Source organism: Micromonospora sp. NPDC048871, assembly GCF_043198155.1.
GTDB lineage: Bacteria > Actinomycetota > Actinomycetes > Mycobacteriales > Micromonosporaceae > Micromonospora.
Genome location: NZ_JBICUM010000009.1, coordinates 143,641 through 168,373, shown reverse-complemented (window position 1 = coordinate 168,373; position 24,733 = coordinate 143,641). Strand labels below are relative to the sequence as shown.

The 24,733-nt window shown below is 70.5% G+C and carries 19 protein-coding genes and 1 riboswitch; of the genes, 16 read left to right on the top strand and 3 right to left on the bottom strand.

Translation table 11 applies throughout. The features are described 5' to 3' along the window. The first annotated feature begins 54 nt into the window (after positions 1–54). The 10 genes from map to truA all read left to right on the top strand — a co-directional run bounded on the left by map (position 55) and on the right by truA (position 6,786). Entirely contained in the window at positions 55–906 is an 852-nt protein-coding gene (map, locus tag ACGFIK_RS20415) for a type I methionyl aminopeptidase (RefSeq protein ID WP_327024041.1), read from the top strand. Between the two features lie 158 nt (positions 907–1,064). Continuing rightward, positions 1,065–1,727, top strand: a complete 663-nt coding sequence (locus tag ACGFIK_RS20410) for a DUF1707 domain-containing protein (RefSeq protein WP_327027413.1) — start codon at positions 1,065–1,067, stop codon at positions 1,725–1,727. 230 nt (positions 1,728–1,957) lie between these two features. Next, complete coding sequence (gene infA, locus ACGFIK_RS20405; RefSeq protein ID WP_007073013.1) at positions 1,958–2,179, top strand: translation initiation factor IF-1; 222 nt, start codon at positions 1,958–1,960, stop codon at positions 2,177–2,179. A 90-nt stretch (positions 2,180–2,269) separates the two neighbouring features. Continuing rightward, a complete protein-coding gene (rpmJ, locus tag ACGFIK_RS20400; protein ID WP_012184307.1) occupies positions 2,270–2,383 on the top strand; it encodes a 50S ribosomal protein L36 in 114 nt (37 codons plus the stop codon). Between the two features lie 268 nt (positions 2,384–2,651). Next, the gene (rpsM, locus tag ACGFIK_RS20395) at positions 2,652–3,032 is read left to right on the top strand and encodes a 30S ribosomal protein S13 (RefSeq protein ID WP_013735933.1); all 381 of its coding nucleotides are present in this window, start codon (positions 2,652–2,654) and stop codon (positions 3,030–3,032) included. Positions 3,033–3,121: 89 nt separating this feature from the next. Further along, positions 3,122–3,529 carry a 30S ribosomal protein S11 gene (rpsK, locus tag ACGFIK_RS20390; protein ID WP_007073011.1) on the top strand — a complete coding sequence of 136 codons (408 nt, stop codon included), beginning with the start codon at positions 3,122–3,124 and terminating at the stop codon, positions 3,527–3,529. A 14-nt stretch (positions 3,530–3,543) separates the two neighbouring features. Beyond that, positions 3,544–4,170 (top strand): 30S ribosomal protein S4, encoded by a 627-nt coding sequence (gene rpsD, locus ACGFIK_RS20385; RefSeq protein WP_013735932.1) that lies wholly within the window; start codon positions 3,544–3,546, stop codon positions 4,168–4,170. 98 nt (positions 4,171–4,268) lie between these two features. Continuing rightward, positions 4,269–5,291, top strand: a complete 1,023-nt coding sequence (locus ACGFIK_RS20380) for a DNA-directed RNA polymerase subunit alpha (protein WP_013735931.1) — start codon at positions 4,269–4,271, stop codon at positions 5,289–5,291. A 34-nt stretch (positions 5,292–5,325) separates the two neighbouring features. Then, entirely contained in the window at positions 5,326–5,886 is a 561-nt protein-coding gene (gene rplQ, locus ACGFIK_RS20375) for a 50S ribosomal protein L17 (protein WP_327024042.1), read from the top strand. 69 nt (positions 5,887–5,955) lie between these two features. Next, positions 5,956–6,786 (top strand): tRNA pseudouridine(38-40) synthase TruA, encoded by an 831-nt coding sequence (gene truA / locus ACGFIK_RS20370; RefSeq protein WP_393340657.1) that lies wholly within the window; start codon positions 5,956–5,958, stop codon positions 6,784–6,786. A 3-nt stretch (positions 6,787–6,789) separates the two neighbouring features. Here truA and ACGFIK_RS20365 read toward each other — a convergent pair whose 3' ends face one another. Further along, positions 6,790–7,869: a hypothetical protein gene (locus ACGFIK_RS20365; RefSeq protein ID WP_393340654.1), complete on the bottom strand. Its 1,080-nt coding sequence runs from the start codon at positions 7,867–7,869 to the stop codon at positions 6,790–6,792. A 126-nt stretch (positions 7,870–7,995) separates the two neighbouring features. Between ACGFIK_RS20365 and ACGFIK_RS20360 the strand changes: the two genes are divergently transcribed. From ACGFIK_RS20360 to ACGFIK_RS20350, 3 genes are read left to right on the top strand one after another with little or no spacing between them, the layout of a single operon-like run. After that, positions 7,996–8,601, top strand: coding sequence for a class I SAM-dependent methyltransferase (locus ACGFIK_RS20360; RefSeq protein ID WP_393340651.1), 606 nt, complete (start codon positions 7,996–7,998; stop codon positions 8,599–8,601). A 56-nt stretch (positions 8,602–8,657) separates the two neighbouring features. Then, entirely contained in the window at positions 8,658–10,346 is a 1,689-nt protein-coding gene (locus tag ACGFIK_RS20355; RefSeq protein WP_327024045.1) for an ATP-binding cassette domain-containing protein, read from the top strand. Positions 10,347–10,401: 55 nt separating this feature from the next. Continuing rightward, positions 10,402–11,355 (top strand): aldo/keto reductase, encoded by a 954-nt coding sequence (locus ACGFIK_RS20350; protein ID WP_393340686.1) that lies wholly within the window; start codon positions 10,402–10,404, stop codon positions 11,353–11,355. 119 nt (positions 11,356–11,474) lie between these two features. Here ACGFIK_RS20350 and ACGFIK_RS20345 read toward each other — a convergent pair whose 3' ends face one another. Then, on the bottom strand, positions 11,475–17,270 hold the full coding sequence (locus ACGFIK_RS20345) for a ThuA domain-containing protein (RefSeq protein WP_393340648.1): 5,796 nt from the start codon (positions 17,268–17,270) through the stop codon (positions 11,475–11,477). 357 nt (positions 17,271–17,627) lie between these two features. Beyond that, complete coding sequence (locus ACGFIK_RS20340) at positions 17,628–22,289, bottom strand: ThuA domain-containing protein (RefSeq protein WP_393340646.1); 4,662 nt, start codon at positions 22,287–22,289, stop codon at positions 17,628–17,630. Positions 22,290–22,665: 376 nt separating this feature from the next. Continuing rightward, a riboswitch (TPP riboswitch) is annotated at positions 22,666–22,775 on the top strand. On the opposite strand from ACGFIK_RS20340, the gene thiE reads away from it, so the two are divergent. From thiE to thiS, 3 genes are all read left to right on the top strand, one after another. Continuing rightward, positions 22,770–23,396 (top strand): thiamine phosphate synthase, encoded by a 627-nt coding sequence (gene thiE / locus ACGFIK_RS20335; RefSeq protein WP_327024048.1) that lies wholly within the window; start codon positions 22,770–22,772, stop codon positions 23,394–23,396. (Overlaps the previous riboswitch by 6 nt.) Continuing rightward, the gene (thiO, locus tag ACGFIK_RS20330; RefSeq protein ID WP_393340643.1) at positions 23,390–24,538 is read left to right on the top strand and encodes a glycine oxidase ThiO; all 1,149 of its coding nucleotides are present in this window, start codon (positions 23,390–23,392) and stop codon (positions 24,536–24,538) included. Before thiE ends, thiO begins: the two co-directional genes overlap by 7 nt. Continuing rightward, complete coding sequence (gene thiS, locus ACGFIK_RS20325) at positions 24,529–24,729, top strand: sulfur carrier protein ThiS (RefSeq protein WP_393340640.1); 201 nt, start codon at positions 24,529–24,531, stop codon at positions 24,727–24,729. Before thiO ends, thiS begins: the two co-directional genes overlap by 10 nt. Positions 24,730–24,733 lie beyond the last annotated feature (4 nt).

The window sequence follows — 24,733 nt, the reverse complement described above, 5'->3', positions numbered from 1 at the left end:
CGGGGTACGCTCAGCGTGCCCCGCTGGTTCGTGGCAACGAAAGGTATCGCCTCCATGCGTCGTCCCCAGCTGGACATCCAGCTGAAAACTCCCGAGCAGATCGAGAAGATGCGAGCCGCCGGCCTGGTGGTCGCGGAGGCGTTACGCAGGATGCGGGAGGCGGTCGCGCCCGGGGTGACCACGGCCGACCTGGACGCCATCGCCGAGTCGACGATCCGCGAGGCAGGTGCGGTCCCCTCCTTCAAGGGCTACCACGGTTTCCCGGCGTCGATCTGCTCCTCGGTAAACGAGCAGATCGTGCACGCCATCCCGTCGCCCGAGCAGGCCCTGGCCGAGGGCGATCTGATCTCGATCGACTGCGGCGCGGTGCTCGACGGTTGGCACGGCGACGCGGCGATCACCGTAGGGGTGGGTGAGGTCGACCCGGCCCTGCTGCGGATGGCCAAGGTCGCCGAGGACGCCATGTGGGCCGGCATCGCCGCCGCCGCCCGGGGTGCCGCCAGCGGCAAGGGCCGGCTGACCGACATCTCACACGCCGTGGAGAACGCCGTACGCAAGGCGGGCCGGTACGGCATCGTCGACGGCTACGGCGGCCACGGCATCGGCACCGAGATGCACCAGGACCCGCATGTGCTCAACCACGGCCGGCCGGGCAAGGGACCTCGGCTGGTGCCGGGCATGGCGCTGGCCATCGAGCCGATGATCACCATGGGTTCGCCGCGTACGGTCGAGTTGGCCGACGGCTGGACGGTCGTCACCCGGGACGGGTCGCGTGCGGCGCACGTCGAGCACACCATGGCGCTGCTGCCGGACGGGGTCTGGGTGCTGACCGCCCCCGACGGTGGCCGGGGCCGCCTCGGTGACCTGGTCACCGCCCGCCAGCCGAGCAACGCCCCGACGGCCTGAACGAACCACTCCTGCCGACCGTGCGCCGGACGGCCCGGGTCCTTCGGGGCCTGCGCTGCGGCGGAAGGCCCGGAGCCAGCAGTGCCCGGACGACCCGGGGGGCCTGGGCTGCGGCGGCCCGGGTGGGGGACTGGCGGGACGGTGGCATGCTTGCCGGCATGGAAGGGCGCGACGGCCTGCGGGCAGGGGACTCCGACCGGCAGGCCATCGCCGAGCGGCTGCGGGTCGCGCTCGACGAGGGCCGACTGAATCTGCACGAGTACGACGAACGACTGCAACGCGCCTATGCCGCTCGTAGCTATGCCGACCTGGATGCCCTGGTGCGGGACCTGCCGGCGGCCGGTGTCGAGGCACCGGTGCCGGCGCAGCGGGGCAGCGCGGTGTCGGTCAGCCCGGCTGGCCGGCAGGTGACGGGGCGCTGGCTGGCCCATGTCTGGGAGTCCTGGCTGCAGGCGGTCGGGATCGTGGTCGCCATCTGGGCGCTGACCTCGCTAGCTGCGGGTGACCTGCTCTACTTCTGGCCGGGGTGGGTCGCCGGGCCCTGGGGCGCGCTGCTGCTGGTCGAGACCCTTACCGGCCTGGTCAAGGGCGAACCTCGGAGGTGGGCGGCCGAGCAGGAGCAGCGCCGGCAGCGGCGGGCGGCGAAGAAGGCCCTCAAACGGCAGCGCAAGGCAGCCGACGGCCAGCAGGCTCTCGACCAGCCCGCTCTCGACGAGACCGAGGTGGGCGCCGAGGGGCCGGAGCGGAAGGGTGATCCGGGTTACCCGGCGGCCGGGCCGGACAGGCTCCCGCTGCGGGCATTTCCGGAGCGGGAGACCTGAAAGTCACGTTTGTCGTACCGGTTCGGGGGTGTTGGCCGGTCGGTTTGGCGACGGCGTGCAGGCGGGCGTACACTTTCTGATCGGCGCACAGCGTCCACTCCGCCATGCCCACCAAGCGCTTCGGTGGGACGCGGAGCCGCGGCTGGCGCGGGTCACCTGATCTTGATCAGGCACTCGTGTAAGGCGTTGTGAGCCGGTCCGGAGTAACCGACGTCAGGACAGCGGAGGACATGCCGAAAAAAGACGGAGCCATCGAGATCGAAGGTCGGGTCATCGAGCCCCTGCCGAACGCCATGTTCCGGGTGGAGCTCGCCAACGGCCACAAGGTGCTGGCTCACATCAGCGGCAAGATGCGGCAGCACTACATCCGCATCCTGCCGGAGGATCGGGTCGTCGTCGAACTCTCGCCGTACGATCTGACCCGCGGGCGCATCGTCTACCGCTACAAGTAGTCCTGACGACGGCCGGGAACGTCCCGTGTCCGTCTTCGACGTCCGGTGCCGCGCCTCGTGGCAACGGGCCAGATGGGAAGTAAGGCAACCGTGAAGGTCAAGCCGAGCGTCAAGAGGATCTGCAACAAGTGCCGGGTGATCCGCCGGCACGGCCGGGTCATGGTCATCTGCACCGACCCGCGCCACAAGCAGCGCCAGGGCTGATCGTCACGGCCGACCGGTGACCGCCGGTCGGCCGAGGGCGTGATCCGGGCCGCAGATCCAGCCAGCACATCACACATGCTCGTCCCAGCCGCGAGCGGTGCGCAGCGCGTACTTCTTCGTGGTTGACCCCCGGTCGGAGGCCGGGGCCCGCTTGGGCAGCGACCGAACCGGTCGCCGGCGCAGCACGCGCCGGAGGAGACAGGTCGGTCGGTAGCGGGGTGGGTCGGGTCCACACCTCCGCGAGACAGCACAAGGAGTACGCCCACAGATGGCACGTCTAGTCGGCGTCGACCTCCCCCGCGAGAAGCGGCTGGAGATCGCGCTCACCTACATCTTCGGCGTGGGTCGCACCCGCGCCCTGGAGACGCTCGCTGCCACCGGCATCTCGCCGGACAAGCGCGCCCGGGACCTCACGGACGAGGAGCTGGTCCAGCTCCGTGACCACATCGAGGCCAACTACAAGGTTGAAGGCGACCTGCGCCGCGAGGTCGCCGCTGACATCCGCCGCAAGGTCGAGATCGGCTGCTACGAGGGCATCCGGCACCGCCGGGGTCTGCCCGTCCGTGGTCAGCGGACCCGTACCAACGCCCGCACCCGCAAGGGCCCGAAGCGGACGGTCGCCGGCAAGAAGAAGCCCGGCAAGAAGTAATTCTCTTTCACCGGAGTGCGGGTCCGGGTCTGCCCAGGTAGGCCAGGCCGCAACCCGTGCCGGGAAGTCAACTAGGAGCGCACAGACTTATGCCACCGAAGGCTCGTGCCGGGGCCGCTGTAAAGAAGGTCCGGCGCAAGGAACGCAAGAACGTCGCCCACGGGCAGGCGCATATCAAGAGCACCTTCAACAACACCATCGTGTCCATCACGGACCCGACCGGTGCCGTCATCTCCTGGGCCTCCGCGGGCCAGGTCGGCTTCAAGGGTTCGCGCAAGTCGACCCCGTTCGCCGCGCAGCTGGCCGCCGAGGCCGCCGCGCGTCGGGCGATGGAGCACGGCATGCGCAAGGTCGACGTGTTCGTCAAGGGCCCCGGCTCCGGCCGGGAGACCGCCATCCGTTCGCTGCAGGCGGTGGGTCTGGAGGTCGGGCAGATCTCCGACGTCACCCCGCAGCCGCACAACGGATGCCGTCCGCCGAAGCGTCGTCGGGTCTGAGAGGTTAGAGAGAGATGGCTCGTTACACCGGTGCTGACTGCCGCCGTTGCCGGCGGGAGAAGATGAAGCTGTTCCTCAAGGGCAGCAAGTGCGATGGCCCGAAGTGCCCGTTCGAGTCCCGGCCGTTCCCGCCCGGGCAGCACGGCCGCGGCCGCACCAAGGAGACGGAGTACCTGCTCCAGCTCCGTGAGAAGCAGAAGGCTCGCCGGGTCTACGGCGTGCTGGAGAAGCAGTTCCGCGGTTACTACGAGGAGGCCGTGGCCAAGCAGGCCAAGACCGGTGAGGTCCTCCTGCAGATCCTCGAGTCGCGGCTGGACAACGTGGTCTACCGGGCTGGCTACGCCAAGTCCCGGGACATGGCCCGTCAGCTGGTCAAGCACGGTCACTTCACGGTGAACGGCAAGAAGGTCGACATCCCGTCGTACCGCGTCAGTGCACACGACATCATCGAGGTTCGGGCGAAGAGCAAGGAGCTCACCCCGTTCATCGTGGCTCAGGCCGAGGCCGGTTCGAAGACCGTGCCGGCGTGGCTGGAGGCCATCCCGAGCCAGATGAAGGTTCTCGTGCACTCGCTCCCGGCCCGCCAGGTGATCGACACCCAGGTCCAGGAGCAGCTGATCGTCGAGCTCTACTCCAAGTAAGGGCTCGTTGCGGTGGCCCGCCCGGCGACGGGCGGGCCACCGGAACAGTTTGTGTCGTGGGCGTCATATGGCGGGCGCCCCGGAAGAGAAGAGAAGACATGCTCATCAGCCAGCGACCGACCCTCTCCGAGGAGTCGATCAACGAGACCCGGTCCCGGTTCACCATCGAGCCGCTGGAGCCGGGCTTCGGCTACACCCTGGGCAACTCGCTGCGGCGTACGCTGCTGTCGTCCATCCCGGGCGCGGCCGTCACCTCGATCAAGATCGACGGTGTGCTGCACGAGTTCACCACGATCCCCGGTGTCAAGGAGGACGTGGTCGAGCTCGTCATGAACATCAAGGAGCTCTGCGTCAGCTCCGAGCACGACGAGCCGGTCAGCATGTACCTGCGCAAGCAGGGCCCGGGTGACGTGACCGCCGGTGACATCCAGCCCCCGGCCGGTGTCTCCGTGCACAACCCGGACCTGAAGCTCGCCACCCTCAACGGCAAGGGCCGGCTCGACATGGAGCTGACCGTCGAGCGGGGTCGCGGCTACGTCACCGCGGCGCAGAACAAGCAGGCCGGCGCGGAGATCGGCCGGATCCCGGTCGACTCGATCTACTCGCCGGTGCTCAAGGTGACGTACCGGGTCGAGGCGACTCGTGTCGAGCAGCGGACCGACTTCGACCGGCTGATCATCGACGTCGAGACCAAGCCGTCGATGGGCCCGCGTACCGCCCTGGCCTCGGCCGGGTCGACGCTGGTGGAGCTGTTCGGGCTGGCCCGGGAGCTGGACGAGACGGCGGAGGGCATCGACATCGGCCCGTCGCCGCAGGACGCGCAGCTGGCGGCGGACCTGGCCCTGCCGATCGAGGAGCTGGACCTGACCGTCCGCTCCTACAACTGCCTCAAGCGCGAGGGCATCAACTCCGTTGGTGAGCTGATCGGGCGTACCGAGGCCGACCTTCTCGACATCCGCAACTTCGGCCAGAAGTCGATCGACGAGGTCAAGATGAAGCTCGCCGGGATGGGTCTGGGGCTGAAGGATTCGGCTCCGAACTTCGACCCGGCGCACGTCGTGGACGCCTTCGGCGAGGCCGACTACGACACCGACGACTACCGCGAGACCGAGCAGCTCTAGTCCGCGCTGCCGCCACACCTGAGGAGCACCAAGCATGCCCACGCCCACCAAGGGCCCCCGCCTCGGCGGCAGCCCCGCGCACGAGCGGCTGATGCTGGCCAACCTGGCCACCGCGCTGTTCCAGCACGGCAAGATCCAGACCACCGAGACGAAGGCCCGGCGGCTGCGTCCGCTGGCCGAGCAGCTCATCACCAAGGCCAAGCGCGGCGACCTCGCCTCGCGCCGCCGGGTACTGGGCGTCGTCAAGGACAAGGACGTGGTCTACTCCCTGTTCGACCAGATCGCGCCCCGGTACGCCAACCGCAACGGTGGCTACACCCGGATCGTGAAGACCGGTCCGCGCAAGGGTGACGCCGCTCCGATGGCGATCATCGAGCTGGTCGAGGAGCTGCAGGTCACCGAGCCGACGGCGAACCGCAAGACCGCCGCCCGCAAGGCCGCCCAGCAGGACAAGGTCGAGGCGCTCGCCCCGGCCGAGGAGACCCCGGCCGCGCGTTCGGCCGACCAGGACTCCGAGGCCCCGGTGTCGGCGTCCGGTGACACGGCCGCCGCCCGCGAGGACAGCGACCTGGCCACCGAGGAAGGCAAGGCCTGATCAAGGCCGTCGTCGGGCCCGGCATCCCCCACGGGATGCCGGGCCCGAGTCGTCGTGAGGAGGTACGAGGTGGACGAGCGGATCCGGCTGCGGCTGGATGTCGCCTACGACGGCGGGGACTTCTCCGGCTGGGCCGCCCAGCCGGGTCGGCGTACGGTCGCCGGGGTTTTGATGGAGACGCTGGACCTGGTGCTCGGGGCCGGGACCGCGACCGGGTTGACGGTGGCTGGCCGGACCGACGCCGGGGTGCACGCCTCCGGGCAGGTCTGCCACCTCGACCTGCCCGCCGAGGTCTGGCAGGAACACCGGGACCGGCTGCTGCGTCGGCTGGCCCGGCTGCTGCCGGGTGATGTGCGGGTCCGGGCGATGACGGAGGTGCCGAACACCTTCGACGCCCGCTTCTCGGCCACCTTCCGGCGGTACGAGTACCGGGTGACCGATGCCCCCTGGGGGGTCGAGCCGCTGCGTCGGCACGAGGTGCTGGCCTGGCCTCGCCCGCTGGACTGCGATCGGCTGGCCGCGGCCTCCGCCGGGCTGGTGGGGGAGCACGACTTCGCCGCGTACTGCCGGCGGAAGGAGAACGCCACCACCCTGCGGGAGGTGACCCGGCTGGACTGGCGGCGTGACCCGGACGGAATCCTGGTCGCCACCGTGCAGGCGGACGCCTTCTGCCAGGCCATGGTGCGCAGCCTGGTCGGCGCGATGCTGGTGGCCGGGGACGGTCGCCGACCGGTGGAGTGGCCGGCCGGGCTGCTGACCCGGCGGGAACGGTCCAGTGAGGTGACCGTGGCCCCGGCGCACGGGTTGACCCTGGTGGCGGTGGGCTACCCGGAGGACCCGGCCGAGTACGCCCGCCGGGCCGAGGCCACCCGACGGTTGCGGGTGCCGGCCGAGGCCTGAGCCTCAGTCCTCGTCGGACCCGTTCTGGCTGCCGGTGTCCTCCGCGGGGGTGGGCTGGTTGGCTATGCCCCCGTTGGCCCGGTGCTCCAGCACCTCCCGGTTCAGGTGCAGTTCCAGCAGGTCGAACAGGATCTCGCGGACTGCGGTGTCGCCGGAGCGGATGGTGTCGCCGTCGGCGCGGGTCACCACCGCGTACGCGACATAGTGGCCGCGTACCTGCCAGCCGACCCGGGCGGGGGCGGTGGCGATGACCTCGGTGCCGTCGCCCGCCGGCATACCGCGGAAGCGGCCCTCCCGATCGTCGAGCACCTGCCGGATGCGGTCCCGGGCCCGTTCGGCGCTGGACCGGTCGGTCAGGTTGAACAGTCCGGCGGTGACCAGATGCTGCTGGTCGCTGGAGCGCAGGGTGGCCCGGACGACCTGGCTGCAACCGAGCCGGACGAGCAGGTCCGAGACCTCCCCGGTGGCCGCCACCGCGCAGCTGGCGCTCGACTGGGCGCGCAGCACCTCGTAGCGTCGGCCGTCGCCGACGGTGAGGGTGCTGTTGGGGAAGACCTCCCGGCCGGTCAGTGGGGCCTGGTCGGTGTCGCGGGAATCCAGGTCGCCGGCCCGGGGGGAATCCGTGCCCGGGGTGTTGTCCTCCGGTGGGGTGCTCGGTGCCGCCTGCTGGCCGATCAACTGCCGGCCGTCGAGCAGGGCGGCGCCGGCCAGTCCACAGAGGGCCAGCAGCACCAGGGCGGCGGCACCGCCGATCAGCACCTGCCAGGTGCGGCCACCACCGCGACGGGGTGGTGGGGCGGCCGACGCCGGTGCGGGCTGGGGTACGGCGGCGGGAGAGGGGTCGTACGGCACCGTCGTGGCGGCCTCGTAGCGGGGTGGCGGGTCCTGCGGCGGCGGGGCCGCTGCCGAGGCCGTCGTCGAGGGCAGCACCATCTGGTTGGGCCGCGGCAGCGACGGGGCCGGGAAACGGGACCGCGGGGGTCCGGCCGGTACCGCGTCGGTCGCGGGCGGTGCCTGTCCCTCGGGGTCGTCATCCCGGTACGGGCCGTAGGCGTCCTCATCGGAGTCGTACCGATATACCATGCCGACCAGAGTAGGGACTTTTATCCCTTTAGTAGGTTTTTTTGAGGAAAACACCTTGCGGCGGGTCGCTTCGCCGAGGGCCGGCGTCCCGCCGGGGAGTTTCGGGCCGGTGGAAGAATGACCGGCGTGACCGGGGACCACTACTTCACCACCGCACCCAGCGCCTCCGCCAAGCCGCGCGAGGTGCAGTTCGCCGTCGCCGGCCGCGACTTCACCCTGGCCTCGGCGGCCGGGGTGTTCTCCGCCAACCGCCTGGATGCGGGTACGGCCGTGCTGCTGCGCAAGGCCGACCTGCCACCGGCCTCGACCGAGGGGGCCCTGCTCGACCTCGGCTGCGGCTTCGGACCGATCAGCTGTGTGCTCGCCACCGTCGCCCCGACCGCAAAGGTGTGGGCGGTGGACGTCAACGAGCGGGCCCGGGAACTCACCGCCGCCAACGCGGACCGCCTGGGCCTGGCCGACCGGGTACGGGTGGCGGCACCCGAGGAGGTGCCGGCCGACCTGACCTTCGCCCAGATCTGGTCCAACCCGCCCATCCGGCCCGGCAAGGACGAGCTGCACGACCTGCTGCTGCACTGGCTGCCCCGGTTGACCCCGGAGGGGGTGGCCTGGCTGGTGGTGGGTCGTCACCTGGGCGGTGACTCGCTGCACCGCTGGCTGGTGGAGCAGGGCTGGCAGGTGGAGCGGCACGCCAGCCAGAAGGGCTTCCGGGTGCTTCGCGTCACGCGGTGAGCGGCCCAGGCCGCTAATCGGTTGGCTGCTTAGCCGGGCTCCGGGAGGATGCCCGCGTGGGATACGTGGACGTGGCAGCGGTCGGACACCACCTGCCGGACGGGCGGGAACTCTTCGCCGAGGTGTCGTTCCGGGTCGGTGAGGGCGCCAAGGTGGCCCTGGTCGGGCCGAACGGTGCCGGCAAGACGACCCTGCTGCGGATGGTCGCCGGTGACCTGCCGGTGCGTACCGGCACCATCGCCCGGGCCGGTGGGCTGGGGGTGATGCGGCAGTTCATCGGCATGATCGGTGACGAGTCCACCCTGGCCGACCTGGCGTTGTCGCTGGCCCCGCCGCCGCTGCGGGAGGCCGGTCGCCGACTCGCCGAGACCGAGGCGGCCATGCGCGCCGCCGAGCTGCGCGGCAAGTACAGCAGCGCCGCCGGCAAGGCCCAGTTGGCGTACGCGGAGGCCCTGGCCGCCTGGGGAGAGATCGGCGGGTACGACGCGGAGGTCCTCTTCGACACGGTCGCCACCATCGTGCTCGACCTGCCCTGGGAGACCGCGCGGCAGCGACCGGTACGCACCCTCTCCGGCGGTCAGCAGAAGCGCTTCGCCCTGGAGTTGCTGCTGCGCGGCCCGGACGAGGTGCTGCTGCTCGACGAGCCGGACAACTTCCTCGATGTACCCGGCAAACGATGGCTGGAGGCGCGACTGCGGGAGTCCGGCAAGTCCGTGCTCTACGTCTCGCACGACCGGGAGTTGCTGGCACACACCGCCGACCGGGTGGTCGCCGTGGAGGGTGGCAGCGCCTGGGTGCACCCGGGCGGCTTCGCCAGCTGGCACACCGCGCGGGTGGCCCGGCACGACCGCCTGGACGAGCTGCGCAAGCGGTGGGACGAGGAGCACGAGAAGCTGCGCGAGTTGATGCTGATGTACAAGCAGAAGGCCGCGTACAACTCCGGCATGGCCTCCCGCTATCAGTCGGCGCAGACCAGGCTGCGCAAGTTCGAGGAGGCCGGGCCGCCGCCCGTACCGCCGAAGGACCAGGACATCCGGATGCGGCTGACCGGCGGGCGGACCGGCAAACGCGCGTTGATCTGCGAACAGCTGGAACTCGACGGCCTGACCTACCCCTTCGACCTGGAGGTCTGGTACGGCGACCGGGTGGCGGTGCTCGGTGCCAACGGCACCGGCAAGTCCCACTTCCTGCGGCTGCTGGCGCGCGGCGGCACGGACCCCGACCCGGCCAACCCGCCGGTCGACGGCGCGGCGGCCCTGGCCCCGGTGGCCCACGGCGGCCTCGCGCGGCTCGGTGCCCGGGTGCGTCCCGGGCACTTCTCCCAGACCCACGACCGGCCGGAGCTGATGGCCAAGACCCTGGTGGAGATCCTCTGGCGGGGTGACGAGCACCGCGACGGCATGGACCGGCACGCGGCCATGGCGGCGCTCAGCCGGTACGAGTTGGCCGGCCAGGGGGACCAGCGGTTCGGCACCCTCTCCGGCGGGCAGCAGGCCCGCTTCCTGGTGCTGCTGCTGGAGCTGTCCGGGGCTACCCTGCTGCTGCTGGACGAGCCCACCGACAACCTCGACCTGGCCTCCGCCGAGGCCCTGGAGGCCGGGCTGGCCGCCTTCTCCGGCACGGTGCTCGCGGTGACGCACGACCGCTGGTTCACCCGCACCTTCGACCGGTTCCTGCTGTTCCAGGGCGACGGCGAGGTGGTGGAGACGGACGAGCCGGTCTGGGAGGTGTCCTCCCGGCGGTGACCGGCGAGGTCACTCGGCGTTCCTCCGCGCGGCATATGGTGATCTCGTGAGTGAGATGACCTATCGCCGGTTGGGCGACTCCGGGCTCGTGGTGTCCGCTGTGGGGATCGGCTGCAACAACTTCGGCCGCAAACTCGACCTCGACGGCACTCGCGCCGTGGTCGACGCGGCCCTCGACGTCGGGATCAACTTCTTCGACACCGCCGACATCTACGGCGAACCGCACGGCGGGTCGGAGGCGCAACTCGGTGCCGCCCTCAAGGGGCGCCGGGACGAGGTGGTGCTGGCGACCAAGTTCGGCATGTCGATGAGCGGCGCCAACGGGCGGGACTTCGGGGTCCGGGGGTCACGGCGCTACATCATCCGGGCGGCGGAGGCGTCGCTGCGTCGACTGGACACCGACTACATCGACCTGTACCAGTTTCACGAGCCCGACCCGGGCACCCCGATCGACGAGACCCTCGCGGCCCTGGACGACCTGGTCCGCGACGGCAAGGTGCGCTACCTGGGCAACTCCAACTTCGCCGGGTGGCAGATCGCCGACGCCGACTGGACGGCCAAGAGTCGCGGGCTGACCCGCTTCATCAGCGCCCAGAACAACTACAGCCTGCTCAACCGGGACGTCGAGATCGAGGTGCTGCCCGCCTGCGAACGCTTCGGGCTCGGCATGTTGCCGTTCTTCCCGCTGGCCAATGGGCTGCTGACCGGCAAGTACAAGCGGGGCGAGGCCCCGCCGGCGGGCAGCCGACTGGCCGGTGGCGGCCGGTACGCCCAGCGGCTCGCCGCCGCCGACTGGGACACCATCGAGGCCATCGAGGAGTACGCCGCCGAGCGGGGGGTGTCCATGCTGGACGTGGCCATCGGCGGGCTGGCCGCCCAACCCTCGGTGACCTCGGTCATCGCCGGGGCTACCACCCCCGAGCAGGTACGCGCCAACGCGGCGGCCGGGTCCTGGCAGCCCACCGAGGCCGACCTGGCGGCCCTGCGCGAGGTGCTCGACAGTCAGTAGCCCGGCGTGTGAACCGGGGCCTGGGGTGTATGAAGCGGCCCGGCACGCGTGCTGCGTGCCGGGCCGGTTCGTGGTTGGAGCGGGGCCCCGTCCGGTCGAGACCGGACGGGGCCCGTGGATCACAGCCGGCGGCCGGGTGCCAACCGGGTCGGGTCGTCACCGAGGCGTCCGGCCCCCTTGACGGACTTGCCCTCGTTGGCCTTGACCCCTGCCGTGCTGGCCGTGCCGCCGAGCCGAACGATCATGGCGTCGGCGTCCCGGATCAGCACCTCCCGGATCTCGGCCTCGGCGATGAGCTTGGCGTCGGCGGCAAGGTCGCGGAACTTCTTCAGCTCCTTGATCGCCTTCTCGTCGTTGCCCTTCGCCTCCTCCTTGCGGACCTTCTCGAGCTGCTTGGACAACTGCTCGTGCGCCTTGTTCGACAGGCGTCCCGTCGCCTTGAACCGGTCCAGCAGGAACTGCATGTCCCGGAACGAGGTGGTGACGAAGAACCGGACCGAGGCGGTGGTGCTGTTACCCGCCTTGTCGGTCGCGGTCACGGTCAGCTCGTGCAGACCCAACGGCAGCTCGTACATCGCCTGGAGGGTGCCGCTGTAGTACGGCCGGCCGTCCAGGGTGCCGACCACGGTGGCGATCCCGGAGGTCGGGTCGACCGCCTGCCAGGACACCCGTACGTCCTGGCTGTCGCCGTACAGTTGGCCGTCGGCGATGCCGGAGACCAGCAGGGTCGGCTTGGTGCCGTCGATGCGTACCACCGCGGACTTCAGGGTCTCGACGTTGCCGACCTTGTCGGTGGCCCGGTACAGCAGCTCATGGGTGCCGTCGCCGCTGATCTCCACCGGCTCGGAGTACGGCGTCCAGGCGCCACCGTCGAGCGACCACTCCAGCAGTTCCACCCCGGAACCGGCATCGGTCGAGGTGAGCACCACCGGGATGGTGCCGTCGTGCCAGCCCTCGTCGTTCGCCGGAGCGAACGTCGCCGTGCTGACCGGGGCGGTGGTGTCGATTCGGACGGTGACCGTCTTCGTCTCCTCCACGTTGCCGGCCTCGTCGACGGACCGGAACCGCAGCTCGTGCTCGCCGTCCCCGGTCACCTGCACCGGATCGGTGTAGGTGGTCCAGGTGTCGGCCTCGCCGAGCTGGTACTCCGTGCGGGCCACCCCGCTGCCGCCCTCCTCGTCGGTGGCGGACAGGGTGACCGTCACCGGCCCGGTGTGCCAGCCCTCGATCGGGGTGCCGGACACCTCGGCGGTGGTCACCGGCGCCGTCGTGTCGCTCGGAGCGTCCTCCGCGGAGAACCGGAAGTAGTCGAAGGTGGCCACCTTCGAGGCGGTCTGGTTGCCGCTGAGGGTGAACACCCCGATCTTCGGGGTGGCCCCCACGGCCGCGTTGGTCAGTCCGGTCAACTCCGTCCAGGTGGTGCCGTCCGTCGAGTACGACCCGGTGAAGACGTCACCGGTGCGGGACACCCGTAGGTACCACTCGGAGGAGGTCAGGCCCTCCGCACCCGGTTGCGGGTCCTGGATCGACCCGCCGATCTCGCTGCGCAGCTCGATCCGTCGGGTCACCGGCTGGCCGGCCGGGTTGTCGGCGACGAAGTCGAACTTGACGTAGTTGTCGTCGTCGCCGTACACGATCAGACCCGCCTGCTGGTACTGCTCGTCCAGCAGACTTCCGTCGATCTTGGTCTCCATCGTCCAGTCGCCGCTAGGGGCGTTCTGCAGGATGAAGTTCGTCGGGTCGGTGTTGTTGGTGCCGTAGATGTCACCGTTGGGCACGTCGATCTGCAACTGACCGCCGCTGACCCGGTAGGCGCTCGGGTCCTCCCGCAGGATGGCGTTCCACCGGCACTTGTCCAGCGAGATGCCGTCGAACTCGTCGGACCGGTCGACCGGCCCGGCGGGCTCGTCGGGGGCCACCTGGAACCAGTCGAACTCGGCGTCCACGACGGGGGCGTCCGTGCCACCGTTGAGGGCGAACAGGCCGATCCGCGGGTTCTCGATGCCGGCCAGGTCGGCGGCGCGCCCGACCGGGCTGAAGGTCTGCCCGTCGGCCGACATCTCCGCGGTCAGGGTGCTGCCGTCGCTGCTGATCCGCAGCCAGACGGTGTCACCTTCCGGTGCGGCGACATTGTCGGCACTGTCGTTGCGCGGGGTGCCGGCAGTCTCCCGGAGGAACTCCACCCGGCGGCTGCCGTTGTAGAGCAGGTCCACCTTGGCGTAGTTGTCGTCGTCGCCGTAGACGATCAGACCGGCCTGCTGGTAGGTGGCCGTGACCGGCACGGTCACCTTGGTGGTCGCCTGCCAGGCCCCGCTGGGTGCGGGCTGGAGCACCAGGTTGGTCGCGTCGTTGCGGCTGCCGTACAGGTCACCGGCCTCGGTGGGGATGCGCAGCGCGCCGTCGGAGACGGACAGGAGCTGGTTCTCCCGCACCACACTGGTCCACCGGTCCCGGTTCAGGGTGTCGCCGCTGAAGTCGTCCGAACGGGCCCCCAGGCAGGAGGTGTTCGGGGACTCGATGCGGATCGGCACGGTGGCGTACGACCGGGCACCTCGGCTGTCCGTCACCGTCAGGACGGCGGTGAAGGTGCCGGGCGCGGCGTAGGTGTGCTCGGCGTTGAGGGTGTCGGCCGTACCACCGTCACCGAAGTCCCACTCGTACGTCAGCGGGGTGTCGCCCTCGGGGTCGGTGGCCGTACCGCTGAAGGAGACCGCCAACGGCGCGGTGCCGGTGGTCGGGGTGGCGTTGGCGGTGACGACCGGCGGGGCGTTGTCCGTGACCCCCTTGCCGAGGAAGTCGATCCAGTTGACGTTGAACAGGCTGTTCGTGCCGCCGGCCGGGTCGCGGGCGACGAAGAACAGCTTGCCGTCGGAGTCCGCCTCGGCCGGAACCTCAGCGGTGACATCGGTGTACGACTGCCAGTCCCCGGTGCCCGGTACGGCGACCGAGGTGACCAGCGGACCGTCCGGCGCACCGGCCCGGACCTCGATCCGACCCCCGGAAGCGGCCGAGGCCACCCGGAACCGGATCGACTCGATGCCGGTCAGGCTGGCCGGCTCGACCGACCACCAGTCGCCGTCCTCGATGAAGCCGATGTTCTCGCCGCCGCCCGCGGTGTCCCCGGCGGCCTCCCGGACCACTCCCGGGTCGCCGCCGCCGGTGCCGTCGGCCAGCCGACCGGTGTTGGAGTAGTACTCGGCCTGCTTGCGCTTGGGCTGCAGGATCTGCAGGGAGCGGCCGGTCAGCGGGCTGGCTCCACCGGAGCCGCCCTGGTCGGTGTAGGTGGCCTCCAGCACGGTGAACACGTTCGCCTCGGCGCCGTGTCCGGCGGCGAGCTGGGTCTGCACCACACCCTCGCAGCCGGTGTGCTGCTCCAGCGGGTGGGCGTGCTCGTCGTGACCCAGCAGCACCTGGAGTTCGACCTCGTCGCAGTCGATCTCCCCGTCCTCGGGGTCGGTCACCTTGATGGTGTACTTGACCTGGTCACCCCAGTCGAAGAAGCCGCCGTCCGGCGGGAACTCGATGGTGACCGTCGGTACGGTGTTGCCGACCGTGACCGGCACGTTCGCCACCGCGGTACGCCCCTTGGGGTTGGTCACGGTGAGCTGGGCGGTGTAGTTGCCCGCCGAGGCGTACGTGTGGGTGGGGTTGGCCTCCTCGGAGCTGTTGCCGTCGCCGAAGTTCCAGGCGTAGGTCAGGGCTCCGCCGTCCGGGTCACGGGAGCCGGCGCTGGAGAAGCTGACCGTCAGCGGGGCCGGGCCGGAGGTGGGGTCGGCGTTGGCCACCGCGATCGGGGCCCGGTCACCGGCGATGTAGTCGATGCGGTAGACCCCGGAGTTGTCGTTGTTGCCGCCGAAGCCGCTACCCCACTCGATCATGTAGAGCGCGCCGTCGGGACCGAACTCGAAATCCATCGGCCGGATGAAGCTCATCCCGTCCAGCAGACGGTTGATGTCCACCAGGGACTTGCCGTCCGAGGTGACCTGCATGGTGTACATCCGCGACTGGTTCCACTCACCGAGCAGCGCCTTGCCGTCGTAGTACGCCGGCCACTTGCGGTCGGAGACGAGGTCGGCGTCGTACCGGTAGACCGGGCCGCCCATCGGGGCGCCACCGCCACCGATCTCGGGGAACAGCGGGTTGGCCGCGTAGCCGTAGTCGACCGTGGCCGAGACGGCCGGCGGCAGGTTGGTCAGACCGGTGTTGTTCGGGGAGTCGTTGACCAGGTTGGCGCAGTCGAACTTGGCCCCGCTGGGCCCGGACGGGAACTGGTAGTCGTTGTACGCCCGGTTCGCGCCGTGGCAGTACGGCCAGCCGAAGTTGCCGGGCTGGTCGACGATGTTCCACTCGACCAGGCCCTCCGGGCCCCGGTTGGGGTTGGCGGAGGCGGCGTCCGGCCCGTAGTCGGCCACGTACAGCACGTCCGTTTCCAGGTCGATACCGATCCGGAAGGGGTTACGGAAGCCCATCGCGTAGATCTCGGGGCGGGTCTTCTCCGTGCCCGGCGCGAACAGGTTGCCCTCCGGGATGGTGTACGTCCCGTCGTCCTCCGGGTGGATCCGGATCACCTTGCCGCGCAGGTCGTTGGTGTTGCCGGAGGTGCGCTGCGCGTCGTAGTCGGCGCGGCCGGGCCGCTCGTCGATCGGGGTGTACGCGTCCGAGGAGAACGGGTTGGTGTTGTCCCCGGTGGCCAGGTACAGGTTGCCGGCCGAGTCGAAGACCATCGTCCCGCCCGCGTGGCAGCAGGTGTTGCGCTGGGTGTCGACCTGCAGCACCTGCTTCTCGCTGGCCGGGTCGATCGTGTCGCCGGTGACCGTGAATCGGGACAGCAGGTTACGGGCGACCCCGTCGTTCGGGGCGTAGTAGAGGTACACCCAGTTGTTGGTGGCGAAGTTCGGGTCCAGCCGGATGCCGATCAGGCCGTCCTCGTTGCCGGTGAAGACGTCGAGGTCGATCGCGGTGACGGTCTGCCCGGTGTCCGGCTTGATGATCTGGACCCGGCCGTCGCGCTCGATGTAGAAGACCCGGCCGTCGGCCGCGATGTCCAGCTCCATCGGGTTGCTGGTGTTGCTGTCCAGCGTCACCTTCTCGAAGCTGGAGGTCAGCGAGGCGCGGCAGTCGGCGCCGCTGACCCCGGCCGCGGTCCGGATGCCACCGAGCAGGTGCTGGAGGAACTCCGGCTCGGCGTACGACTCGCGGGTGTGACCGCCACCGGTGTACCAGGTCCGGCCGCCGTCGTAGTCCCGGCACCAGGCGATCGGGTGGTCGTGACCCATCGCCCCCGTGCCCGGGGAGTAGCTGCGCTCGTCCAGGGTGGCCAGCACGTGCACCTTGCCGCGCGGGTTGGTGCGGAAGTTGTACCACTCGTCGTACCGGGACCAGCGCTCCGGCAGGTGGGCGGTGGACTCGTGCGCCGGGTCCTCCACCTTGACGGTGGCCGTCTGGTTGGCCGGGTGGTTGGCGAAGTACGCCCCCACCAGCTCGCCGTACCAGGGCCAGTTGTACTCGGTGTCGGAGGCGGCGTGCACGCCGACGTAGCCGCCACCGGTCTGGATGTAGCGCTCGAAGGCCTCCTGCTGTTCGGCGTTGAGCACGTCACCGGTGGTGGAGAGCCAGATCACCGCCCGGTAGCGGGCCAGGTTCGCGTCGGTGAAGGAGGCGCTGTCCTCGGTGGTCTCCACGGTGAAGCCGTGGGTGGCACCCAGTTGCTGGATCGCGGCGATGCCGGTCGGAATCGAGTCGTGCCGGAAGCCGGCGGTCTTGGAGAAGACCAGGACCGAGAAGTCGTCGGCGGCGGCCTGTGGTGCTGGGGCCGGCGCCGGTGCGGTCTGCGCCAGGGGTGCTGTCTTGGTGGTGGTGGGGGCGGCCTGCGCGGGTCCGCCGACGAGCGTGGTCACGGCGAGGCCGAGACTCATCAAGGCGGCGGTTATGGGTGCGCGGGCACGGTGTGGTCGGGACACTCCGGTCTCCTTGGTCCTGACGGACAGGGGTCGCGGGGCCGGTTCGCCGAAGACCGTCCCAGGTGGAGCCGGATCGGTCGCCTGCCGGGGCGTCCGTTCCAGCATTATGTTGAGCCGTTGAACAAATTACTTCCACTCTATGAGTACTTGGCAAGGTTTCGATGAATAACGGTTCGGTAACGGAGGGTGACATTTCCCGGTATCACCCGCTAAGTCGTACGTCCGGTCTCGGGCCTTTGGAGGTCGGCCCGGCACCTCGGGACGGGAACCGGCCCGCACCCCTCCAGGTGCGGGCCGGCTCCGATCGGTCGACTAGCCCGGCGTCAGCCGGAAGTAGTCGAAGGCGGCCGTCTTCGAGGCGGTCTGGTTGGCCCCCAGGGTGAACAGCCCCACCTTCGGGGTGGTCCCGACCGCGGTGCTGGTCAGGGAGCCCAGGCTGGTCCAACTCGTTCCGTCCGCCGAGTAGGCGGCGGTGTAGGTGCTGCCGCTGCGGGACAGGCGCAGGTGCCAGATCCCCTGGGTCAGCCCGGTGGCCTGGGGTTGGGTGCTCTGCACCACCCCGCCGACCTCACTACGGAACTCGATCCGTCGCGAGATCGTCTGACCGGCCGCGTTGTCCGTGACGTAGTCGAACTTCAGGTAGTTGTCGTCGTCGGCGTACACCAGCAGACCCGCCTGCTGGTACTGCTCGTTGAACAGGCTGCCGTCGACCCGGGTCTGGATCGTCCAGTTCCCGGCCGGACTGTTCTGCAGGATGAAGTTCGTCGGCCCGGTGTTGCTGGTGCCGTAGATGTCACCGTTGGGTACATCGATGCGCAGCGCACCGTCGGTCACCCGGTACCGGGTCGCCTCCTCCCGCACGATGGCGTTCCACCGGCACTTCTCCAGGGTGCTGCCGGTGAACTCGTCCGAGGGTGTGGCGCTCGTACCCGTCGTGGCCTCCGGGGTGATCCGGAACCAGTCGAAGTCCGCGTTCAGGACCGGGGCGGTGGTGCCGCCGTTGAGGGCGAACAGACCGATCCGGGGGTTGGTGATCCCGGCCAGGGCAGCGGACCGACCCACCGGGGTGAAGGTCTGCCCGTCGGTCGAGTAGGCCGCGGTCAGGTTCGTCCCGTCACTGGTCAGTCGCAGGTGGATGGTGTCGCCGGTGGGAGCGGCCGTGGCGTCCGCGCTTTCGTTGCGCGGGGTGCCGGCACTCTCCCGGATGAACTCCACCTTGCGGTTGCCGCCGTAGACCAGGTCCAGCTTGGCGTAGTTGTCGTCGTTGCCGTACAGGATCAGGCCGGCCTGCTGGTAGTCGGCCCGGGCCGCGACGGTGACCCGGGTGGTCGCCTGCCAGGCCCCGCTGGGCGCGGGCTGGAGCACCAGGTTGGTCGCGTCGTTGCGGGTGCCGTACAGGTCACCCGCCGCGGTGGGCAGGCGCAGGGCACCCCCGGTCAGCGAGTACCCCTGGCTGTCCCGCACCACACTGGTCCACCGCTGGCGATCCAGCGCGGTGCCGGTGAACTCGTCCGACCGTTGGGGCCCCTGCTCCACCTGGCAGGGCTCATTGCCCCCGGGCCCGTCGACCCGGATCTGCACGGTGGCCTGGCCCCGGGCACCCCGACTGTCGGTGACCGTCAGGGTGGCGGTGTAGTTGCCCGCCGTGGTGTAGGTGTGGGTGGCGTTGAGGGTGGTCGCCGTGCCACCGTCGCCGAAGTCCCAGGCGTACGTCAGCGGGGTGTCCCCGTCCGGGTCGGACGCCGTACCGGTGAAGGTCACGGCCAGTGGCGCGGTCCCGCTGGTCGGGGTGGCCGTGGCGGTGACCGTCGGTGGGGCGTTGCCGCTGACCCCAGGGCCGACGAAGTTCATCCAGTTGACGTTGAACAGGGTTCCGGTGCCCCGGTTGGGGTCCCGGGCGACGAAGTACAGCCCGCCCTCCGAGGAGGCGCCGTTGGGTATCTGCGCGGTGACGTCGGTGTAGGTCTGCCAGCCCTCGGTGCCTGCCACCGTGGCAGTGGTGATCAGGGGACCGTCGGCGGCCCCGGCCCGGACCTCGATCCGGCCACCGGAGGTAGCCGAGGCTACCCGGAACTGGATCGAGGTGACCCCGGTCAGGCTGGCCGGGCTGACCGACCACCAGTCGCCGTCCTCGATGAAGCCGATGTTCTGCCCACCGCCGGCGGTGTCACCGGTGGTCTCCTTCTCCACCCCGGCGGTGCCGCCCCCGGTGGCACCGGCCACCCGGCCGGTGGCCGAGAAGTACTCGGCCTCCTTGCGCTTGGGCTGGAGGATCTTCAGGGCCCGGCCGGTCTGCGGCTCGGCTCCGTCGGAACCACCCCGGTCGGTGTAGGTCGCCTCCAGCACGGTGAAGACGTTCGCGTCCGCCCCGTGACCGTCGGCCAGCTGGGTCTGCACCGTGCCGGTGCAGCCGGTGTGCCGCTCCAGGGGATGGGCGTGCTCGTCGTGGCCCAGCAGCACCTGGAGTTCGACCTCGTCGCAGTCGATCGTGCCGTCCTCCGGGTCGGTCACCCGGATGGTGTACGCGACCTGGTCACCCCAGGAGAAGAAGCCGCCGTCCGGGGGGAACTCGATGGTGACGGTCGGGGCGGTGTTGCCGACCGTGATCGGCACGTTCGCCACCGCGCTGCGGCCCGCCGGGTTGGTCACCCGCAACTGCGCGGTGTAGCTGCCGGACCGGGTGTACGTGTGGGTCGGGTTGGCCTGGGTGGAGGTGCCACCGTCACCGAAGGTCCAGGCGTAGGTGAGGGTGCCACCGTCCGGGTCGCGGGAACCGGCGCTGGAGAAGGTGACCGCCAGCGGGGGAGCCCCCGAGGTGGGGGTCGCCGCGGCCACCGCGATCGGGGCACGGGCCCCGGCGGTGTAGTCGATCCGGTAGACCCCGGAGTTGTCGTTGTCGCCGCCGAAGCCGCTACCCCACTCGATCAGGTACAACGCGCCGTCGGGGCCGAACTCCATGTCCATCGGCCGGACGAAGGTCATCTGGTCGAGGATCCGGTTGATGTCCACGAGGGTCTTGCCGTCCCGGCTGACCTGCATGGTGTACATCCGCGACTGGTTCCACTCGCCGAAGATCGACTTACCGTCGAAGTAGGCCGGCCACTGGCGGCGCGACGAGATGGTCGGGTCGAACCGGTAGACCGGGCCGGCCATGGGCGCTCCGCCGCCGCCGATCTCCGGGAAGCGGCTGTCGCCGCCGTAGCCGTAGTCCACCGTGGCCGGGATGGCCGCCGGCAGGTTGGTCAGACCGGTGTTGTTGGGGGAGTTGTTCACCGGCGCGGAGCAGTTGAACTTGGCCCCGCTCGGCCCGGACGGGAACTGGTAGTCGTTGTACGCCTGGTTGTTGCCGTGGCAGTACGGCCAGCCGAAGTTGCCCGGCCGGTCGACGATGTTCCACTCCACCAGGCCCTCCGGGCCCCGGTTGGCGTTGGTGGTGGTGGCGTCCGGGCCGTAGTCGGCGACGTAGAGCACATTGGTCACCGGGTCGATGCCGATCCGGAAGGGGTTGCGCAGCCCCATCGCGTAGATCTCCGGACGGGTCCGGGCGGTGCCCGGGGCGAACAGGTTCCCGCTCGGGATGGTGTACGTCCCGTCGGCCTGGGGCCGGATCCGCAGCACCTTGCCGCGCAGGTCGTTGGTGTTGCCGGCGGTACGCTGGGCGTCGTAGTCCGCGCGCCCGGAGCGCTCGTCCAAGGGGCTGTATCCGCTGGACTCGAAGGGGTTGGTGTTGTCCCCGGTGGCCAGGTACAGGTTGCCGGCCGAGTCGAAGGTCATCGTCCCGCCCATGTGGCAGCAGGTGTTGCGCTGGGTGGGCACCTCCAGGACGACCCGTTCGCTGGACGCGCTGATCGTGTCACCGGTGACGGTGAACCGGGACAGGTAGTTGCGGGACCCGCCCGCGCTCGGGGCGTAGTAGAGCCAGATCCACCCGTTGCTGCTGAAGTTGGGGTCGAGGCGGATGCCCAGCAGGCCGTCCTCGTTGCCGGCGAAGACACTCAGCCGCAGGGCGGTGACGGTCTGCCCGGTGTCCGGCTTGATGATCTGGACCCGGCCGTCGCGCTCGATGTAGAAGACCCGCCCGTCCTCGGCGATGTCCAGCTCCATCGGGTTGCTGGTGTTGCTGTCCAGCGTCACCTTCTCGAAGTTGGCGGCCCGACCGGCGCCGCAGTCGGCGTGCACCACCCCGGCCGCGGTCTGGATGCCGCCGAGCAGGTGCTGGAGGAACTCGGCGTTGGCGAAGGACTCCTGGGTGTGCCCGCCACCGGTGTACCAGGACCGGCCACCGTCGTAGTTCTGGCACCAGGCGATCGGGTGGTCGTGCCCCATCGCTCCGCTGCCCGGGCTGTAGCTGCGCTCGTCCAGCGAGGCCAGCACCTGCACCTGACGGGCGCGGGGGTTGGTGCGGAAGTTGTACCACTCGTCGAAGCGGGACCACCGGTCCGGCAGGTGCCGGGTCGACTCGTGGGTGGTGTCCTCGACCTTCACGGTGGCGGTCTGGTTGGCCGGGTGGCTGTTGAAGTAGGCCCCGACCAGTTGGCCGTACCAGGCCCAGTCGTACTCGGTGTCGGAGGCGGCGTGCACCCCGACGTATCCGCCACCGGCCCGGATGTAGCGCTCGAAGGCCGACTGCTGAGTGGCGTTGAGCACGTCACCGGTGGTCGACAACCAGATGACCGCCTTGAACCTGGCCAGGTTGGTGTCGGTGAAGGCGGCACCGTCCTCAGTGGTGACGACGGTGAAGTTGTTCGCGGTGCCGAGCTGTTGGATGGCCCGGATGCCGGCGGGAATCGAGTCGTGGCGGAACCCGGCGGTCTTGGAGAACACCAGGACGGAGAACGGCTCCGCCGCCGCGGCCTGAGCGGTGGTGGGGGCGGCGGCCTGGGTGGTGGTACGGCCGGCGGCCTGGGCGGCTGTGGGGCGGGCGATCGGGAACGGCGCGGCGGTCAGAACGAGTGCCAGGGCGAGTAGCGCCACGGCTAACGGGTCGAGCGTTGCTCGCCCGCGGCTGAGTCGGGGCACGAAGATCTCCTCTTTCCGTGTAGGACGGGTCGGAGCGGACGTCGGTGGCTACTCCGGGTCGGTCCGAGTGCTCGTACCTGACGGTGAGGGTCTGGCTGCCGAGGAACTGAGCCGATCAATCAAATTTCCTTTGATCGATCGGTTTCGGGCAAGACTCATTGATGTAACAGATTGGTAACGAGGCGTCCTTCAATTGGCATGAGTCACTGCATATCCGGGTCCCTTGTGGTCGCCGGTCGAGGGCAAGACGGTCGAGTCCGGCCAGCTCGCGGGGTCGGCCGGGGCAGGTCCGGGGGTTGGCGGCGCAGCCGAAACGACGTACGGTGACACCCAACGAACCCACGGGAGCCCGGTGTACCGGGCTGAGAGGGGGGCTGCCAGCCCCCGACCGTCGAACCTGATCCGGGTAATGCCGGCGCAGGGAGGAGTGTTGCCGTGCCGTCCCTCGGACGACTGCATCTGATCACCGACACCCGACCGGGGCGGGATGCGCTGGCCGTGCTCGCGGCCGTCCTGCCGGTGGCCCACCCCGAGCTGGTGGTCCAGGTCCGGGCCGAGGACGCCGTCACCGACCGGGAGGCGTACGAGCTGACCTGCCGGGTGCTCGCCCGCTGCCGGCCGTACGGCGTCACCTGCCTGGTCAACGACCGCCTGCATGTGGCGTTGGCGGCGGGGGCCGCCGGCGGTCATGTCGGCGCGGAGGACCTGCCGGTGGCGGCGGCCCGGCAGGTGCTCGGCCCGCAGGCGGTGCTGGGCGCCACCGCCCGGGAGCCGGTTTCCGCCGCCGAGGCGGTCGCCGCCGGAGCCAGCTATCTGGGCGTGGGCCCCTGCCACGCCACCACCACGAAGGACGGCCTGCCCCCGGCGATCGGGGTGGCCGGCGTCCGGGCGGTGGTCGAGGCGGTCGCCGTGCCGGTGATCGCCATCGGGGGAGTGACGGCGGCGGACGTACCCGGGTTACGGGCCGCCGGCGTGTACGGGGTGGCGGTGGTCGGCGCGCTCTCCGCAGCCGCCGATCCCGCCCACGCCGCAGCCGACCTGGTCAGGGCGCTGACGTGTTAAGCAGGGGCCCTTCCTATACCGGAGACGTTAAGCGGGGGCCCTTCCTTGCACCGCAGGTGGCGGTGGTGGGGGCGGGGCCGATCGGGTTGGCGATCGCCTGGCGGTGCGCGGCCCGGGGGCTGCGGGTCGTGGTGCACGATCCGGCTCCAGGGTCGGGAGCCTCCCAGGTGGCCGCCGGGATGCTGGCGCCGGTGGCGGAGGCGTACTTCGGTGAACACGAACTGACCGGGCTGCTCACCGAGTCCGCTCGACGCTGGCCGGCCTTCGCCGCCGAGCTGACCGAGGCCAGCGGCCTGGACATCGGGTACCGGACCGAGGGCACCCTGATGGTCGGGCTGACCGCCGACGACCTGGCCGAGGCGCGGCGGCTGTGGGCGTACCAGCAGGGTCTGGGTCTGCCGGTGACCCCGCTGCGGCCCTCCCAGTTGCGCGAGCATGAACCGGCGCTGGCCCCCCGGGTTCGCGGGGGTGCCCTCGCCGCCACCGATCACCAGGTCGATCCGCGTCGGCTGGTACCGGCGCTGCGGCTGGCCGCCGAGCGGGCCGGCGCGGTGCTGGTCACCGAGCCGGTGGGGCGACTGTCCGAGGTGTCCGCCGAGGTGACCGTGGTCGCCGCCGGCTGCGGCACCGCCGCCCTGACCGGGCTGCCGGTCCGCCCGGTGAAGGGCCAGGTGCTGCGGCTGCGTACCCCGGATGGCGGCCCGCCGGGCTTCCGGCACGTCATCCGGGGGTACGCCGACGGCGAGCACGTCTACCTGGTCCCGCGCGAGTGCGGTGAGGTCGTGGTCGGTGCCACCGTCGAGGAACGCTCCGACCTGGCGGTCTCCGCCGGTGCGGTGCTGCGGCTGCTGCGGGCCGCAATCGACCTGCTGCCCGAACTGGCCGAGTACGACCTGGTGGAGACGATCGCCGGGCTGCGCCCCGGCACCCCGGACAACGCCCCGATCCTGGGGCCGCTGCCCGACCGCCCGCAGGTGCTGGCGGCCACCGGTCACCACCGGCACGGAATCGTGCTGACCCCGGTCACCGCGGACCTGATCACCGGCCTGATCACCGGGGCGGAAGCGGACGAGTCGATGCTCAATCCCTTCCGGGCCGACCGGTTCCGTCCGGACAGCAAGGAGGACGACAGATGGAGTTGACGGTCAACGGAGTCGGGCAGGTGGTGCCCGACGGCGCCACGGTCGCTGAACTGGTACGACAGGTCACGCCGCAGCACCGGGGGGTGGCCGTGGCGGTCAACGGCGAGGTGGTGCCGCGTACCGGATGGCCGGCGACCGTGCTGCACGGCGGCGACCAGGTAGAGGTGCTCAGCGCCGCCCAGGGCGGGTGACCAG

What these genes read in the sequence shown, in the direction of transcription:
- map (WP_327024041.1), top strand. Translation starts at nt 55, where the DNA reads ATGCGTCGTCCCCAGCTGGACATCCAGCTGAAAACTCCCGAGCAGATC.
- ACGFIK_RS20410 (WP_327027413.1), top strand. Translation starts at nt 1,065, where the DNA reads ATGGAAGGGCGCGACGGCCTGCGGGCAGGGGACTCCGACCGGCAGGCC.
- infA (WP_007073013.1), top strand. Translation starts at nt 1,958, where the DNA reads ATGCCGAAAAAAGACGGAGCCATCGAGATCGAAGGTCGGGTCATCGAG.
- rpsM (WP_013735933.1), top strand. Translation starts at nt 2,652, where the DNA reads ATGGCACGTCTAGTCGGCGTCGACCTCCCCCGCGAGAAGCGGCTGGAG.
- rpsK (WP_007073011.1), top strand. Translation starts at nt 3,122, where the DNA reads ATGCCACCGAAGGCTCGTGCCGGGGCCGCTGTAAAGAAGGTCCGGCGC.
- rpsD (WP_013735932.1), top strand. Translation starts at nt 3,544, where the DNA reads ATGGCTCGTTACACCGGTGCTGACTGCCGCCGTTGCCGGCGGGAGAAG.
- ACGFIK_RS20380 (WP_013735931.1), top strand. Translation starts at nt 4,269, where the DNA reads ATGCTCATCAGCCAGCGACCGACCCTCTCCGAGGAGTCGATCAACGAG.
- rplQ (WP_327024042.1), top strand. Translation starts at nt 5,326, where the DNA reads ATGCCCACGCCCACCAAGGGCCCCCGCCTCGGCGGCAGCCCCGCGCAC.
- ACGFIK_RS20365 (WP_393340654.1), bottom strand. Translation starts at nt 7,869, where the DNA reads ATGGTATATCGGTACGACTCCGATGAGGACGCCTACGGCCCGTACCGG.
- ACGFIK_RS20350 (WP_393340686.1), top strand. Translation starts at nt 10,402, where the DNA reads ATGACCTATCGCCGGTTGGGCGACTCCGGGCTCGTGGTGTCCGCTGTG.
- ACGFIK_RS20345 (WP_393340648.1), bottom strand. Translation starts at nt 17,270, where the DNA reads ATGAGTCTCGGCCTCGCCGTGACCACGCTCGTCGGCGGACCCGCGCAG.
- thiS (WP_393340640.1), top strand. Translation starts at nt 24,529, where the DNA reads ATGGAGTTGACGGTCAACGGAGTCGGGCAGGTGGTGCCCGACGGCGCC.